This is a genomic window from Oligoflexus tunisiensis (genome assembly GCF_001748245.1).
Lineage (GTDB): Bacteria > Bdellovibrionota_B > Oligoflexia > Oligoflexales > Oligoflexaceae > Oligoflexus > Oligoflexus tunisiensis.
Genome location: NZ_BDFO01000001.1, coordinates 2,518,482 through 2,533,314 on the forward strand (window position 1 = coordinate 2,518,482; position 14,833 = coordinate 2,533,314).

At 51.9% G+C, this 14,833-nt stretch carries 9 protein-coding genes; 7 read left to right on the plus strand and 2 right to left on the minus strand.

Annotation, left to right across the window (positions count from 1 at the left end):
* The first annotated feature begins 112 nt into the window (after positions 1–112).
* The 7 genes from OLTU_RS10960 to OLTU_RS10990 all read left to right on the plus strand — a co-directional run bounded on the left by OLTU_RS10960 (position 113) and on the right by OLTU_RS10990 (position 9,442).
* Positions 113–673 carry a CAP domain-containing protein gene (locus tag OLTU_RS10960; RefSeq protein WP_141732798.1) on the plus strand — a complete coding sequence of 187 codons (561 nt, stop codon included), beginning with the start codon at positions 113–115 and terminating at the stop codon, positions 671–673.
* A gap of 91 nt (positions 674–764) precedes the next feature.
* Positions 765–3,797 carry a WD40 repeat domain-containing protein gene (locus tag OLTU_RS10965; RefSeq protein WP_218109971.1) on the plus strand — a complete coding sequence of 1,011 codons (3,033 nt, stop codon included), beginning with the start codon at positions 765–767 and terminating at the stop codon, positions 3,795–3,797.
* 252 nt (positions 3,798–4,049) lie between these two features.
* Positions 4,050–7,064 carry a cation-translocating P-type ATPase gene (locus OLTU_RS10970; protein WP_176736517.1) on the plus strand — a complete coding sequence of 1,005 codons (3,015 nt, stop codon included), beginning with the start codon at positions 4,050–4,052 and terminating at the stop codon, positions 7,062–7,064.
* Between the two features lie 46 nt (positions 7,065–7,110).
* Entirely contained in the window at positions 7,111–7,437 is a 327-nt protein-coding gene (locus OLTU_RS10975) for a DUF5132 domain-containing protein (RefSeq protein ID WP_176736518.1), read from the plus strand.
* Between the two features lie 11 nt (positions 7,438–7,448).
* Positions 7,449–7,937 (plus strand): HMA2 domain-containing protein, encoded by a 489-nt coding sequence (locus tag OLTU_RS10980; protein WP_141732802.1) that lies wholly within the window; start codon positions 7,449–7,451, stop codon positions 7,935–7,937.
* A 104-nt stretch (positions 7,938–8,041) separates the two neighbouring features.
* Positions 8,042–8,464, plus strand: coding sequence for an HMA2 domain-containing protein (locus OLTU_RS10985; protein ID WP_281181155.1), 423 nt, complete (start codon positions 8,042–8,044; stop codon positions 8,462–8,464).
* A gap of 60 nt (positions 8,465–8,524) precedes the next feature.
* Positions 8,525–9,442, plus strand: a complete 918-nt coding sequence (locus tag OLTU_RS10990; protein ID WP_141732804.1) for an alpha/beta fold hydrolase — start codon at positions 8,525–8,527, stop codon at positions 9,440–9,442.
* Between the two features lie 75 nt (positions 9,443–9,517).
* On the opposite strand, the gene OLTU_RS10995 is transcribed toward OLTU_RS10990, so the two are convergent.
* A complete protein-coding gene (locus OLTU_RS10995) occupies positions 9,518–13,561 on the minus strand; it encodes a zinc-dependent metalloprotease (protein ID WP_141732805.1) in 4,044 nt (1,347 codons plus the stop codon).
* 54 nt (positions 13,562–13,615) lie between these two features.
* The gene (locus OLTU_RS11000) at positions 13,616–14,464 is read right to left on the minus strand and encodes a hypothetical protein (RefSeq protein ID WP_141732806.1); all 849 of its coding nucleotides are present in this window, start codon (positions 14,462–14,464) and stop codon (positions 13,616–13,618) included.
* Positions 14,465–14,833 lie beyond the last annotated feature (369 nt).

Consider the following 14,833-nt stretch of genomic DNA (forward strand, 5'->3'; position numbering starts at 1 on the left):
TCGTGCTTTTTCGTAAGCAATACGGAAAGATGAAAATCGCGACTTGCGTTGCGCGAAAGGAATGCTTTAAAAGGAAAGTCGTTTTAATTGTGCTGTTGTTAATGAGGATGAAATGAAACGACTGTCGCTGATTACCTTCACGATTCTACTGATCCTGGGCTGCCAACGTTCGAACGCCAACCCCTTGGATCCCAATTTAAGAAATGCTCCCGAGAATGAAGATTCCACAGCGTACACGCGCTTGACCTCCTGCTATGAAGGGGATGAATGGGTCTGTGCGGTGGAAGCGGCGATTGTGGAAAAGACCAATCAGAAGCGGGCGGGGATAGTGGCGGCGCTGACGCATAGTTTTGAGGCGTCTTATGCGGCGCGGGTTCATTCGTTGCATATGGCAAGTGTGGATGATAGTTTCAATCACAATGGATTTCCCGATAGCAGGGAGCTGACCATAAAGCAGGAGTTTCCTGGATTAAAGATTAGTATGCGAGGGGAAAACATTGCCATGTTTTCCAATGGCCTGACTGATCCTGAAGATGCGGCCGAAGAATTTGTTCAAATGTGGTGGAATAGTAAGGGTCACAGGGACAACATGCTGCGCGACGGCATCCATTATATCGGTGTTGGAGTTGCTCGCTCTCCCAAAGGAATCTATGCAACCCAACTCTTTCACTGAATTTTTGCTTTAAATAAAGCTGCGAATCCTATATCCAGTCCTCATTACATAGCCTCAAGAGGTGGTAATGAGGATTTTTTTAGCTTTCCTATTGATCTCCGTTGCATCCTTGGCCTGTACACGCTTTTCCAATCAACATGACAGGCTGGCCCTCGATTGCGGCCTGGATTTCGAAGGCTCCAACCCAGTCACTATATTGGATCCGGACGGCAAGCGCTTACCTGGAAGCGATCTGGAAGCTTTTGTTTTCCTGACAGAGGAGCGTGAACCGCTGGTGGTGAGTTCAAAAGGCTGTGTGGAGCGACCCTCGGCTCCGGTCCTCATTCGCCATAGGAACAGACCTCTCGGCTTTGTGGGAGAGCTTGCCGGAGGTCCCGCTATATTAAGACGACCCGAGGAACCCCGATTGAAGGTTACGTGTTCTCCTGAGAAATCGGTTAGGTCAGAGCTGAATCTTCAAGATTATCTGAATCTGAAGGATGCCGCGCAGCGGGAGTCCTATGAACTGATTGTGAACCTTTCCGATGAATCAGGGTTGCAACCGATCTTCCATGCGAGAGTTAACCTTAGGAGCCAAACGCTTGGCGGCTTTCCTCTTCCTGAAAATCTACCGGAAGGTCCCGTCCATCTGTCTCTTACTCTTCATGATTTGATTCGGCGCGAGAGTGATCCTGTGCAATGTTTGCTGAACATGGACAGGACGCCCCCACAGCCTACTGTGGAGGTGGAAGCGACCGCTGATCATGTAAGAGGTCCACAAATTCTGACGGAAGTAGATGACAGGAGAACACTTCAGCTCACGACGAATGAAGGTCAGCTATTCTATTGCTTGCAATCAGGGAGTGACGCTCCTTGCGAACCTAATATGCGTTACGAGAAGCCCATCAACCTTTCTGCATGGCAGGGGGAAGTCGTAGTTCGTTATCTTGCCGTGGATGCGGCAGGGAATGCTTCCACGATCATGAGCAGGAATTTGCTGATCGTCAACTCGTTTCAAGAAAACGAAGTCGCAAGCCTTGCAGCCAGTTCCCGGGCCGTCGCAGGAAAAAGCGTGCAAACCATGCTGGATTCACTGCGTGCGGAAGAAAAGCGTCAACTCCTGCCAAGCGTTGTCCAACGTGATCGCCAGAGTCTGTCTACCTACTGGGCGCTACTCAAGAATTACATGGCACCTCAGGCTCCTCTTCTGACTGTGCCTTACAGTGAATCAAAAACGGTCGCCTATTGGAACGATATGAGCCTGGACGGTGAATGGTTGTGCTACGCAGACCTGGTCAAGGATCAGGTCCATCTTTTGCATTTGGTTGATCAAAAAAAGACGACATTACCCATGAGCGGAACAGGTTGCCGATTGAGCCACGATGGAAGCCAGATGCTGGTCGTCAACCTTGGAGTTGAAGATTCAGCCTATTTGGTTCAGTTACCGAACCTTACTGTGAAGAAACTCCCTGCGATTCCGGCCAGGGTCATAAGCAAGATCTATTTGGGCGAGCAAAACCAGGTCTTCCTGCTGGGCCGCCATCAACTTCTCAAATGGACATCAGCTCATCCTGATAGCTGGGAGACACTTTACGAACTGGAAGTACCAGAGGAATCAGACGAGGAACTCGAGGCAAACTTTGGCGAGCGGGAGCTGGTCCTTTGGTTCAAAGGAGGCATGAGGGTCTTTGACCTGAAATCCTTTCAAGAGAAGGCTGAAATCATGGATCAAGTTATATCAATGTTCTCCAATGTCATCATCAGCCCGGATGGTCAGATGTTGATGGTTTTGCCGACAATATACTCAGGTCGACCTATTGCAGTGTGGATGTGGAATGAGTCGAAAAAAAGCTATGAGAGAACTTTGGATTTTGACCCGCATCAGCCGCAAACTGTCTTCAATGCGACAATTAGCCCTCGGAACGAGGAGGTGATTCTCGAGCATGGAAACGGCACGGCATCGTATTGGAGCTTTTCCGATGGCAATTTTGTCCTTCGCAATAAGTCTTTAGTTGTGCCAGGCGATATTATCCAGAATCTTACCGATTCTCACTACCCGAGAGGCAAGTTTTTGAGTCATGGTCGAATAGGCATTATTTCAAGCAGCAAAGTTTCCATGTTCCGAACTCAACAAGCGGGAATGGTTCTGGCATCTGACATGAAAGAGATCGTGGTGGATGATCAGGGCAAAACAGTTCTCACACAGGACGCCAATGGTAATGTCAAGATTTTTGACTTTGATGGAATGGTCCTTAAGACTCATTCCGAACTTCATAAATTCCCATCGCACGTAAGGTCTCGAACTCTGTATTTGAGCGCCTCTGGTCAACTTGCAGGAGTGGATGTGGATGGTAAACTTAAACTCTGGAAAAGGGATGACGCAGGCTTTAAACCCCTGGAACACCCTGCGGCGGGTGTGAAATTTTCAGGTTTGGCTTTATCTGACGATGGACGCAGCATCGCAGTCGGAGAACGGCGTGAAGAAGAGACGTTTGTCAGTGTCTGGTTTGACGGTTATCTTCAGAATACCCGCAGTGATTTTTGTACACCACCGGACAGTATATTTCCTAAGGACGCACGCGCACTGAGGTTCTCTCCACAGGGAGATAATTTGTTAATCAGTTGTGACTACGGAGAGGCCCAGGTTTGGAACTTGAAAGACGATAGAATGGTGACCATCGGCCCAGATATTGCCATCAGGTCCAGTCTGTTTCACGAGAATGGGCTTGAGCTTATCTTTGACAATGGCTCGGTGATGCAGACACAGACTTTTTCGCTGCATATGTGGAAAGAAGATAGTGGCATTCAAGCTTTCTCGTTTAATACTGCTCCGATTCAGGCCATTGCCGGAAGCCGGGATTTCCGGTTGATTGCTTCACTGAGTGAAAGTGACCTTGTCTTCTGGAACCCGGAACTCAATGATGGAATTTCAGTCTGGGAATCTATGAAGATTTCCAGGAGCAGCAACGAGCGTCTGGCCATCGCCTCAACCACACTTCGAACCTTCGCTCTCAATGAACATAACGAGCTGGTCTACTGGTCCCTGTCCGCTTCAGACATCTACAAAAACCTCTGCAGCGAACTCAAGCCTCAAATCCATGCTCTCAATTTACAGAACAGTGTTTGTACGCATGAACGCCTATAAGAAAATGTCCCCATACCGTTACACATGATCCTGTAGAGGATTTGGGGAACAGTAGCGGCAAAAAAAAGAATATGTTACGACCCTAACGGAACCTGAGAGTTGATCTCACACGATAGGGTCGATCGTGTATGCCACTCAGCTCCTTCTTGGATGCATCGCTGGACTTTCATCCAAACTTCATCAGGTCTTTCCTAAACATTTATGAGCGACCCTTATGGTTCGAGGGACTTACATACTCAGGACGTAGGAGTCATGATGAAGGCCAAACGTCTCCCGGATACGGAATCCGCTGCCCCTGCCATCTCCCTGGAACTTCACCTGGCGCATGTGACACCGGGGCGCTCCCGCTTTCAATTGGATGTTTTATATAGAGATGAAGAAGCCTGTGAAGCGGTGGAAGGCCGACTGCGCATGGAAAGCTTTGTCCATGCGGTGAAAGCACGTCCGGAAACCGGTTCTCTGGTCATTGAATATAACCGCAATCATAAGCTCCAAACCGAACTTCTGCGGCGCTGCATTGAAGAAGCCTTGGAAAACCCCGACGTCTATCGCTTCAAGGAATTGGCAGCGAGCACAACCGCTCAAGCTCTTTTGGAGCAGGACCTGCAGCTGGTGTATTGCAGCCAAAGCGCGGCCAGCATTTTGAAAGAGCTGCGGGTTGATTCCAAAAAGGGCCTGGCGACCTCGGAAGTCAAGGATCGTCGACAGCTCTACGGCAGCAATGAAATGGAAGAGACCAGGCCCACCAGTCATTGGGTCCTCTTCAGCCGGCAGTTCAATAATTCGCAGAATTTGCTCCTGGCCGGGTCCGCTGGCCTTTCACTTCTGACCGGAGGCCTCTTTGATGTCGCCATGATCGGCGGTGTGATTCTGATGAATGGTTACATCGGCTATCTATCGGAAGCCCGTGCTGACGAGGTCATCAGTTCGATTGGTCATATCGATCCTCAGGATGTGCGAGTGCTGCGCGACGGGGCCTACTGCACAATTCTCGATCATCAGCTCGTCGTAGGCGACATCGTAAATCTTTCCCATGGGGTGGTTCCGGCCGATATCCGTTTGATTGAATCCAAAGGTCTGATGGTGGATGAGTCACCTCTGACCGGTGAATCCATGCCAGTGTCCAAACATCATCATCCCATCGATCGGGATCAGCTGCGCACGATTTCGGACCGCCGCAATCTCCTGTTCCGCGGCACGATCGTGACCTCGGGGCAGGGCCTCGGGGTGGTCATCGCCACGGGGCAGAATACGGAAATCGGTCGCGTGCGGCGGCTCGTCGATCATGCCGAGCAGCAGGAATCACCTCTGCAAAAAGATCTGGAAGATATTGGTCGGCAGACGATCCTGATCTCCAGCGCCATCTGCGGAGGAGTATTCCTTTTGGGGGTTCTGCGTGGGCGCAGTCTTTCGCAGATGCTGCAGTCCAGCATCTCGCTCGCTGTCGCAGCTGTGCCCGAGGGACTGCCCACCATCGGAACAACAACGATGGCCCTTGGGGTTTCGAATCTGAAACGGCGCAACATTCTGGTCCGTCGCCTGAGTGTTCTGGAAACCCTGGGCTCGGTCGAGGTCCTTTGCCTGGATAAGACCGGGACGCTGACCATGAATGAAATGATCGCCGAGGAAGGTTACTTCGGCAACGAATACTGGCATCGGTCCCAGTTCCATGAATTGAAGAAGAAAAAAAGCAAGGAAATCACGACCGATCTGTTGCCTTCCCGCAAATGGAGTCTCATTGCGGCTCTCTGCACGGACGTCGAGCGAATCAAAAATCCGGATGGGCCAGGTCAATGCTGGAGCGGTTCGTCGACAGAAAAAGCGATCATTGAAGTTGTGGAACTGATGGGCTTGGATGTGGAGTCCATTCAAAAGGAATTGCCCCGCTTCAAGGTCAGCTATCGCACCGAAAGCCGCCAGTATATGGTGACCTATCACAACCTCCGGAATCAGGATCGCAACCTGGCCGCGGTAAAAGGCAATCCGGAGCAGCTGCTGGATATGAGCGCCTGGGTTCTGGATCAGGGCGTTCTCCGGGAGCTGACGGATGAATGGCGGCAAGGTCTGCGGGATCATAATCGGGAACTCGCAAAAAAAGGTTTGCGCGTCCTCGGTTTTGCCTTTGTCGAAGGACAGGGGATGACTTCGATCCAGGATCAGCCTCTGGTCTGGCTGGGTGCGGTTGGTCTGATGGACCCTCCGCGCGAAGGCATGGGCGAACTCATCGAGCGGTTCCATCGAGCCGGTATTAAGACCATTATGATGACCGGTGATCAGACGGATACCGCCAAGGCCGTGGGCAGGGCCCTGGGTTTCAATGGCAATGGCGGCAAACTGAAATCTTTTGATGCGCGGGACCTGAAGGATCTCAGCCTGGAAGCCATTGCGGATTTGGCGGAAGAGGTTCAGGTCTTTTCGCGCGTGAGTCCGACGGATAAGCTGCGCATCGTTCAGGCTCTGCAGAAGCGCGGACGGATTGTGGCCATGACCGGAGACGGCATCAACGATAGCCCGGCTTTAAAAGCGGCTCATGTGGGCATTGCCATGGGCTTTCAGGGTACCTCCGCGGCCCGTGAGTCGGCTGATATCGTGCTTAAGGATGATAATCTGGACGTGCTCTACTATGCGATTGAGCAGGGGCGTTCCGTGCGATCGAATCTGCGCAAGTCCATTCGCTATCTGCTCGGCACCAACCTGAGTGAAATCCTCGTGATGTTTGTGGCCACCGCTGCCGGCCGAGGTTCCCCGCTCAATCATATGCAGCTGTTGTGGATTAACCTGCTGACGGATGTGCTGCCGGGCCTGGCCCTGGCGCTGGATCCTCCGGCTGACGATGTGATGGAACAGCCGCCTGCTGACCCATCGGAACCTTTGCTTTCGAACTTCGCAAAACTGCGGCTCCTCGTGGAAGCCGGACTGATGAGTGCGGGATCGCTGGTGGCCTATGAACAGGCCCCCCGCTCCCAGGGCGATCGGGCGGTCAATACCACGGCGGCCTTTGTGAGCCTCACGACGAGCCAGATCCTGCATACCCTGTCGGCTTCAGCCGATAGTCGCGGATTAATTCGTGGAGGCTTTCCGCGCAACAAAAGAATTTATGGAGCCATGGGTCTGGCCGGCGGGACCATTGCAATGGGCGTGGTATCCCCCTGGTTCCGGCGTCTTCTGGGCAATGAAAGGTTGAGCCCAAAGCAATTGAGGTGGAGTCTGGCCCATGGGGTATGGCCGATAATGCTTCTGGAATTGATGAAAGTAGGACGACGCTGATCGGCTTCAGCGTCGGGAGACATTCCAAACGTAAGGACAAATGACAATGTTTAACCTCTCCAGATTCAGCACAGGTTTTGTTTTAGGCTTCGGTGCGGGATTCGTTTCCCGGGATCTTTTGGCCAATGGATCGAGTGTGATGCGACCTGTGATCAAAGGATTCTTAAAAGCCGGCGTAACCGTGATGGAAAAAACCCGGGAATCGGTGGTTGAGTTCACCGAAACCCTTGAGGATATGCTCGCGGAAGTGCGGTCAGAGCATTTTGCCAGGCAGGGTCCCAAACGTCCCGTGACGAAACGTGCGGGTGCCACGGCAACAGCGACATCTGAACCTGCGAAAACCGTAAAATCAGCAGCCACGCATAAATCCTGAAAGGGCAGCCTATGACACTTGCAGCTTCTGTGAAACATCGAGCACCAGGACGCATGCGGCTTCAGGTGGCCGAAGAGGACTTCAGCCAGGTTCGACTGCAGGACGTCGTGCAGGCCCTCAAGCGTTCTCCCAACCTGAGGCGGGTGCAGGGCAATCCCGTGACGCGTACCATTCTCTTGGAAGCGGATAACGATGCCGAGTTGCAGACGGCTTTGGAAGAGGTATCGGAAGCTCATGTGATTGAGCTGAGGCCTGTTCGCACATTGGAACAGCCTGAATCGCTGCATGAGAGCTGGAATCGTATGATTCAGAAGGCGGATCGCTTTCTGGGTGAAGTGTCCGATGGTCGTGTCGATATGCGGACCGCTGTGGTGATCGTCCTGACCACGCTCGGCATCGGCCAGATGACGCGTGGCAAGTTCCTGCCGGCGGGTATGACCATGATCATGTATGCCGCAGGCCTCATGGATCGTTCTTCCGAACCGAAAAGAAAACGCTAAAAAGACACTCACAAGACGCCGCTGGTAAATTCCATCAGCGGCCGCACTTTTTTCGTTTCAAGATTGTTCTTCACTCGCCTATACTGAAAAAAAATCCAACCAGTGTGAGGACAGACTTGGACTGCTTCATCCATCAGACGCATGGTCGGATGCGCGTGCGCATTGCCTCCCTTAAAGGAAATCTTCCATTCTGTCGCACTTTAGTGCGTGATTTTTCTGCGTTGCCCGGCGTGCAGCGGGTGGCGGCGAATGAAGTCAGCGGCAGTGTTGTCGTGTATTACGATCCCCGTGTGGTGCCGTCGTCCAGTATTTTGCGGGTTTTCCAACGTCGCAAGCTGCTGGCCAATGTCATCGCCTTCCCGAACGCATCAGCCCGGCCTCTGCCTGTGGTGCGCGCGCAAAAATCACAGACTGACGACTGGGTGAGCGAAACCGTAAGTTTTGCCTCGCGTGCCATCGTCAAGTCCCTGCTCGAAGCGGCCTTGCAAAAGACCGGACAAATGCTATTGAAAAAAATCCTGCCCTGATCCTGATTCAATCTGTGCTAGTTTCCTGAAATCGACCAACTTTTTCAGGATAGGACAGATATGAAGAAATACCTCCGCATGCTTGTTCTCCTCGGTGCCTTCAGCCAGACGGGTTGTGCGACCCGGCTGGCTGAATGGGCTGTGGATGTTGAACGCTGGCGCAGCAATCTCGAAGAAAAGCGCATCAAAGTCGGCGAATTTGATATCGCTTACCTTGAAGGTGGAGAGGGTCCCACCGCCCTCCTGATCCACGGCTTTGGGGGCGACAAGGAACATTGGACCCGCTTCGCCCGTCAACTCACCGATCGTTATCATGTGATTGCCATTGATCTTCCAGGTTTCGGTGACAGCAGCCGTCTCGACGGTTACTCCTATGCGCCCAAGGAACAGGCCGAGCGTATTGAGCAACTGCGTGTCGCCATGCGGCTTGAAAAAATGCATCTGGTTGGCAATTCCATGGGCGGCATGATCGCAGGAGTTTATGCCCGGGAGCATCAGGATCAGGTTTTAAGCCTCACCCTGATCGACTCCGGAGGCATTCGCAGTCCCGAACGCAGCGAGTTGAGCCGGGAGCTGGAGAAGGGACGCAATCCTCTGGTGGTCGAGACCCGCGAGGATATGGATAAGCTGCTGGATTTCAACTTCCATAGTAAGCCTTTCATTCCGTCTGTGGTGGTCGATCATATTTATGAAAAGAGTTTCCCACGCCGGGAATGGAATCGCCGCATCTTCAAGGAAATCGAAAACAAGAACACAGTGGTCGAGGACGCGCTGCCGCACATTCAAGTTCCCATACTGGTTCTCTGGGGGGATAAGGATCGGGTGATCAACGTCTCTGCAACGGAAACTGTGAAGAAAGTTAAGCCCGAGGCTGAAATTAAAATCCTGGCTGACTGCGGTCATGCGCCTATGATCGAACGGGTGGATGAAACGGCGGAGATATTTCTGGAGTTTTTGCAGCGGCGGGTTCCATCCTGATGCCGCTTATGGACCAGACGTAAAAAGGGAGTGGCCGAAGCCACTCCCTGATGTAATTACACTTTGAAGCTGAACTTAGAACTGGCTGATCAGGACGTTCAGTGTGGTCAGAAGTGCTGACAGGTTGTCAGAATCTTCGACGGCCATATTGAAGATGCGTGTATCCAGCATTTCAATATCAGAGAATTTACCCAGGCCGCTCAACACGATTTTCGCTTCACGTGTGTTGCGATCTTCGGTCGTGTCGCCCGTAACGGCAGCGGCTTCCTTCTTCAGGTAGCTGCGGAGCAGAACCTTTTGAGCCGGTTGCAGCTTGCTCAGGCCTTGAGCCTTCAGGAACTCAGCGGCTGCTGTAAACATGCGCTCATCAGCCGAGGTCAAGGAGTCCAAAGAGGACAACGTGGTCTTAAGGGTCTCAAGAGTCGATTCCAACTTAGCAGGATCGTTGGTCGCCGAATAAGTTCTGTAGGACGCGTTCAACTGAGTAATCTGGACATAGGTCCGGATGATTTGAGCGGCTACACCTGAGTCGGCATAGAGAACTTCATTCGCCGTATTGGTTGCGTACCAGATCGGAGAATCCGACTTGCCGGGGCCCTGTTCAAATACCGAGAGACTTCTCTCTTTCTTAGGCTGCATGGCGTAAGCAAAGCCAAGAGATTCTGAAAGAGGATGCAGACCTTCGCTATACAGCAGGTACAGATAGCCCGAAAGCATGCCGACGGATTCCTGGTAGTGCTGCAGCGTTTTATCCTTCAGGAGTTTATCATCCAGAAGCTCACCTTTGGTGCCGACCAGGAGCTTGGTCCAGGCATCCTGATACAGTTCTTCAGCAAACCATGGATAGTCAAGGAAGTTCGTTGAGCCAACACCAGCTTCTTCGGCCACCAGCAACGAGCTCACGCGACTGGTCAACGTAAAGGCCATGTACGACTTCAAGAGCGAGGTACCTGACGAATAGCGTGGGTCGAGGTCCGCATCATAAGTTGCAAACGCCAACTGCTTCCACTTATCGGCAGCCGCTGCTGGGTCAAGGTCCAATTCCAAACCGGTGAGCTCGATACCGCGATCTTCAAACTTCATGGTGCTCACGTTTGCTGCATAAGGCTTTTCCAGATTGGTCAAAGCTTTCTCAGCATGAAGAGCGGCGTCCTTACAGTTTTGGACGGTAATCTGGTTTTCTTCGAAGATGCGCTGACGCAGGGGCACGAACTCGAGAACGTCAACCACTTTCCCTTGAGCATCCTGGATGACACAGACGCGGCTTGGAAGATCCATCACTTCGCGACCGAACTTGAAAATCTCATTCACTGCAGCGTAGTAGCTCTTCAGGAGTTCACGATCGCGTTCGCGGGAATTCTCGATGATTCGCTCAAGAGCGGCTTTCTTCTCCTCAGCGGTTGTGCCGTTGAGTTTCTCAAAGAAAACGCCGGCCTGATTGCGAACCAGGAAGCGGAAATATTCCTGGATCTGCTTGAAGTGATCAAGGTAGCTCAACGAACGAATAGCGCCGCTGAAGCCCTTGTTATTATACCGATAGCCGTTCTGGATCAGGTCAGCGTGAATTTGGGAGATCGCCCACTTCACATATTTTTCAGGTGTCGAACCAACATCCCAACGCGTACACATAGGGTCGTAGGTGGGAATGTTTTGAGGCGCACCTTCCCTAAAGTCGAACTCATAGTCCGTACACATCTTGAAGGGTCTCAGTTCCTTGCCCTGCTTGCGAGCCGCGGCGAACATGCTTTGATTCTTGGGAACGGTGATAAATTGCTTGTCCGTTGTTTCCACCTGACGGCCATAGAGGAAACGGATCGCAGCCACATCATAAGGACCAGCTTTGCTGAAGAGGTCGAAGTCGCGATCAGGATAATCCATAACGGTCGAGGATGGGTAGGCGATGGTGCCATCGGCATTGCGCGCCTGGTTTTCGACGGAGTCGCTCGAACCCGAGAAGTTGTGGCCCAAACCAAGGTTGTGGCCGACTTCGTGGATCAGTGTCGAAGTCAAGAGATCACGCATCAGAGGTTGAGCACACTCGAGAATGGCTTCCTCTTCGCCGTCCACGTTCAAAACACTGGAATCAGCGGTGTGTTCGGCTTTCAGACGCGCCAGGTAATCAGCGAATTTCGTGTTGCCGGAGGCACAAACGCGACGAATTTTCTCCCAGCTGTTGGCCACCGAAGCGACAGCACCATATTCACATTTAGGACCATTCTTGGTGAAGATGGATTGCCTGTCTTTCTTGGCGTTTTCAGATTTCTGTTCAGCATTGTATTCATCAATGGCCTCCAACAGAACGTTGGAACCAAAAATTTTGACTTTCATGCTGCTGTCGATTTCAGCCGCAAACATGTCTTTCTGGTCAATATAATTTTTGAGGCGGGCAACGTGGCCGAGGTTCGGGGTCAAAGTGTTCATAAGACCGCCGCCGAGCACGTACTTGTCGCTTTCGGCGAAGGCTGAAATTTGCTGAACGGCTTTGTCATCGTAGAGGCCAAGCTCGTTACGAACAAAGTTGCGGATGCTGGTAATCAAACCTTCGCGATAGGCGCGCAGGTAGATGTGGGTCGCAGCCGAGTATGTTTCGCCAGTACGAGTATCCTGAACGGAGGGACCAAAGCCCAGGAGGTTGCCAGAATCGATTTCATAGCCATAAAGAACGATGGTGTTGTAACGAACGTCACCGAGTTCCACACGCTCATCGGCCAGACGCACGCGAATGCCGGTGTTGGCCTCCTGGAAGGCATCATCCCAGGCCTGAATAGCGGCTTTGGTTGCGTCCAGGAACTCAGGATCGTTCGGACTGTTTTGGGACAAGTGATAAACGATCTCACCGTTTTCTGGATAGAAGCGGGTCGCATAGATCAAACGGTCAATATCCGGATCCTGGCTTTGCAGAGCGCCATGGATAACGGTGCGACGCTGTGTGAAGATGTGGAACATCTTGGCGTCATCAGCGAACAAAGTCTGGCCTTCCACCTTGCGGTTGGATTTTGCCAACGAATACTTGTAGGTGTTGCCGCTCGAGGATTCATAGATGGTAAAGGATACGTAGTCTTCGCTGAGCTCAAGTTTCTCGAGCTTGTTATCCAGCGTAAAGGCCTTGTCCAGACGGTCAGCGTTGTTGAAGTCAACAAGCGCGTACTTACGCTCTTTCCAGAAAGGAGCGGAACCTTCCTTGTCACCCAGCATGTTTTCTTTCAAACGTGCATCGGAGCCGGCGGTTTCGGTCCTGAAGTCAACCCACTGCACGGGAATTTCAAGAGCGGTGATGGTCTTGGTCGGGTCAAGGACTTCCTGCTCTTTGGCGATGTTGAGGTCAACACCGAGGAGAGAGTTATTCGTACGGGCAAACTTGATCTTCAAGGCTGATTCCGTCGAACCCAGGATTTCTTCAGACGAAATGGAACGACCCACCAGAGTCTTGGTGAAGAACCATTCATCGTTAGGATTGAAGAAGTCGGCGGTCAGCAGGTCAGGTTTTGCTGGAGCGTCGAAATATTTCACCTGGCCCGGATTCACTTTGAAGTGAGAGGCCTGATTCAGGAAATCACGTTTATAGGTATTGAGCTGACGGGTAGGCTTGCCGCGCTCGTCTTTCACCTGTTCCACTGTGAAGAGAGAGATGGGCAGACCCATCAAAGGAACTTCATACTGGCCATTGCCGATTTCAGTGGCAAAGGTCAATTCCTGGCTGGGGATGTCAGATTTCGCCGCTACCTTGGAAAGGATTACGTGGTAGTCAGTGAAACTATATTTGAAGGTGTACTCAAAATTCTCCCGACCGTAGAAGTTAAAGTCGGAAATGTCGATTCCAGCGAACAGACCTTCTTCGATTTCGAATTCAACCGCATCAAGATTGTTGATCTTGTCGAATCCATTCAAAGTCAGGAGTTCGTCAGCGCGCGACGTTTGTCCTTTGAATCGCTTGGCGCCAGTCTTGACTTTGAATGTGTCCCCTTCGAATTGCGTGATTTCGTAAAGGTTGTCCCCTGAGCCCTGAGTAAATCGCAGACCGCGCTTTTTTTCGCAGCCGGTCTGGCCCAGGCCGATCACAAAACTGCCGGCGAGTGCCAGCGTTTGGATCGCTCCAAATGTTCCCCTAAACATCGTCATACGTAGTTCCTTTCCAATCAGCGAGGCAAGCCGCCTCTAGATCACCCTCGAGCATTAAAACGTATAGGTCGCAGCCAGTTCATAAATGGTTGTCTGGAAATCATAGAGCGCGAATTGAACAGTCTGCGCATCGTAGCTATAAGCACGATTTTCAGTGCTTTCGCTGACGCTCACAGAGAGCTGCTCGTTCAAGTCGATGCCAGCAGCGATCTCGTGTTCGTAGCGCATATCCTGCCAGGTGCCGTTTGATTTCTGAACTTTCTTGAAGCCATAGTTGCCGGACAGCTGAATCATGTCCGTTATTTCCAGCAAGGCCGAGACAGAACTTCCAAGCGTGACCATGGTGTTCGGCCAGCCGGCTTCGGTCGCATCATATTCAAAAAAGTTACGGGCGCCGGTTCCGGAGAGACCAAGAGCCAGGCTCTTGCCAACCGGCAGGCCATTCCAGGTTCGAGTCAGGCCAGCGCCTGCACTGAGGGAGCCGCGATAGGAAAGATAATCGCGCATGTCTGCATTCGTGGGAGCCACGACGGTCGCGCTGTAGCGAAAGGTCAAATCATCCGCGACATCGAATGCCTTGCTGGCATAAGTCAGCGCCGTGGTCGACCAGATGTTACGCTCCTCCAGAGCATCCAGATCACGGGAAACTCCGGTGGACAGGAGCAGGCTGCCGGAATCGGGGAGGGTATATCCCAGGTTGAATTCCATGGCCGCGATGGATTGATAGTAGGCCGAGTCCTCATCCGCGGCACTGCGCAGGTAGGAGGTGGATACCGACGGGTGCAAACCTATGGGCTTGCTTTCCACTTTTTCCGTCACCACCGTCTGAGCGGAGGCTGCTTGCAGACAGAATAATTGTCCGACGAGCCAGGTAGTTGGATACAGGAGTCTCGAGATCCGCATATCAGCCTCTTCATCTTCGGTCGGCCATCCAGCCAGTCCGGTTGGCTAAAAAAAAGCCCTTGCGAGCTTTGAGCAACAGTTTGCGGATTAATAAATCTTAATTGAGGGACATTCAACTACATTTTTGTCGTAACTGAATATTGCTGCCTCAGCTTGATCAAATCAAAAGAGCTTCTTGGACACATTTATAATCGATTGGAATTATTGAAAAATTGCGGGGTGAAATCCGCGTCAAAAAAGCTTGACTCCGGATTTCGTTTGGCTTAAAACAGTCAAATCGACGTCCTGAGGGACGATTGTGGGTGTCCTTTTAGCTGCTGCTGGGTGTGAAATGCTGCTTCTGTTGACCTCCTTGACTTCCCAACCTTT

Bases quoted from the DNA above. Each gene is read 5' to 3' on its own strand.
- OLTU_RS10960 (WP_141732798.1), top strand. From the start codon at position 113: ATGAAACGACTGTCGCTGATTACCTTCACGATTCTACTGATCCTGGGC.
- OLTU_RS10970 (WP_176736517.1), top strand. From the start codon at position 4,050: ATGATGAAGGCCAAACGTCTCCCGGATACGGAATCCGCTGCCCCTGCC.
- OLTU_RS10975 (WP_176736518.1), top strand. From the start codon at position 7,111: ATGTTTAACCTCTCCAGATTCAGCACAGGTTTTGTTTTAGGCTTCGGT.
- OLTU_RS10980 (WP_141732802.1), top strand. From the start codon at position 7,449: ATGACACTTGCAGCTTCTGTGAAACATCGAGCACCAGGACGCATGCGG.
- OLTU_RS10990 (WP_141732804.1), top strand. From the start codon at position 8,525: ATGAAGAAATACCTCCGCATGCTTGTTCTCCTCGGTGCCTTCAGCCAG.
- OLTU_RS10995 (WP_141732805.1), bottom strand. From the start codon at position 13,561: ATGACGATGTTTAGGGGAACATTTGGAGCGATCCAAACGCTGGCACTC.
- OLTU_RS11000 (WP_141732806.1), bottom strand. From the start codon at position 14,464: ATGCGGATCTCGAGACTCCTGTATCCAACTACCTGGCTCGTCGGACAA.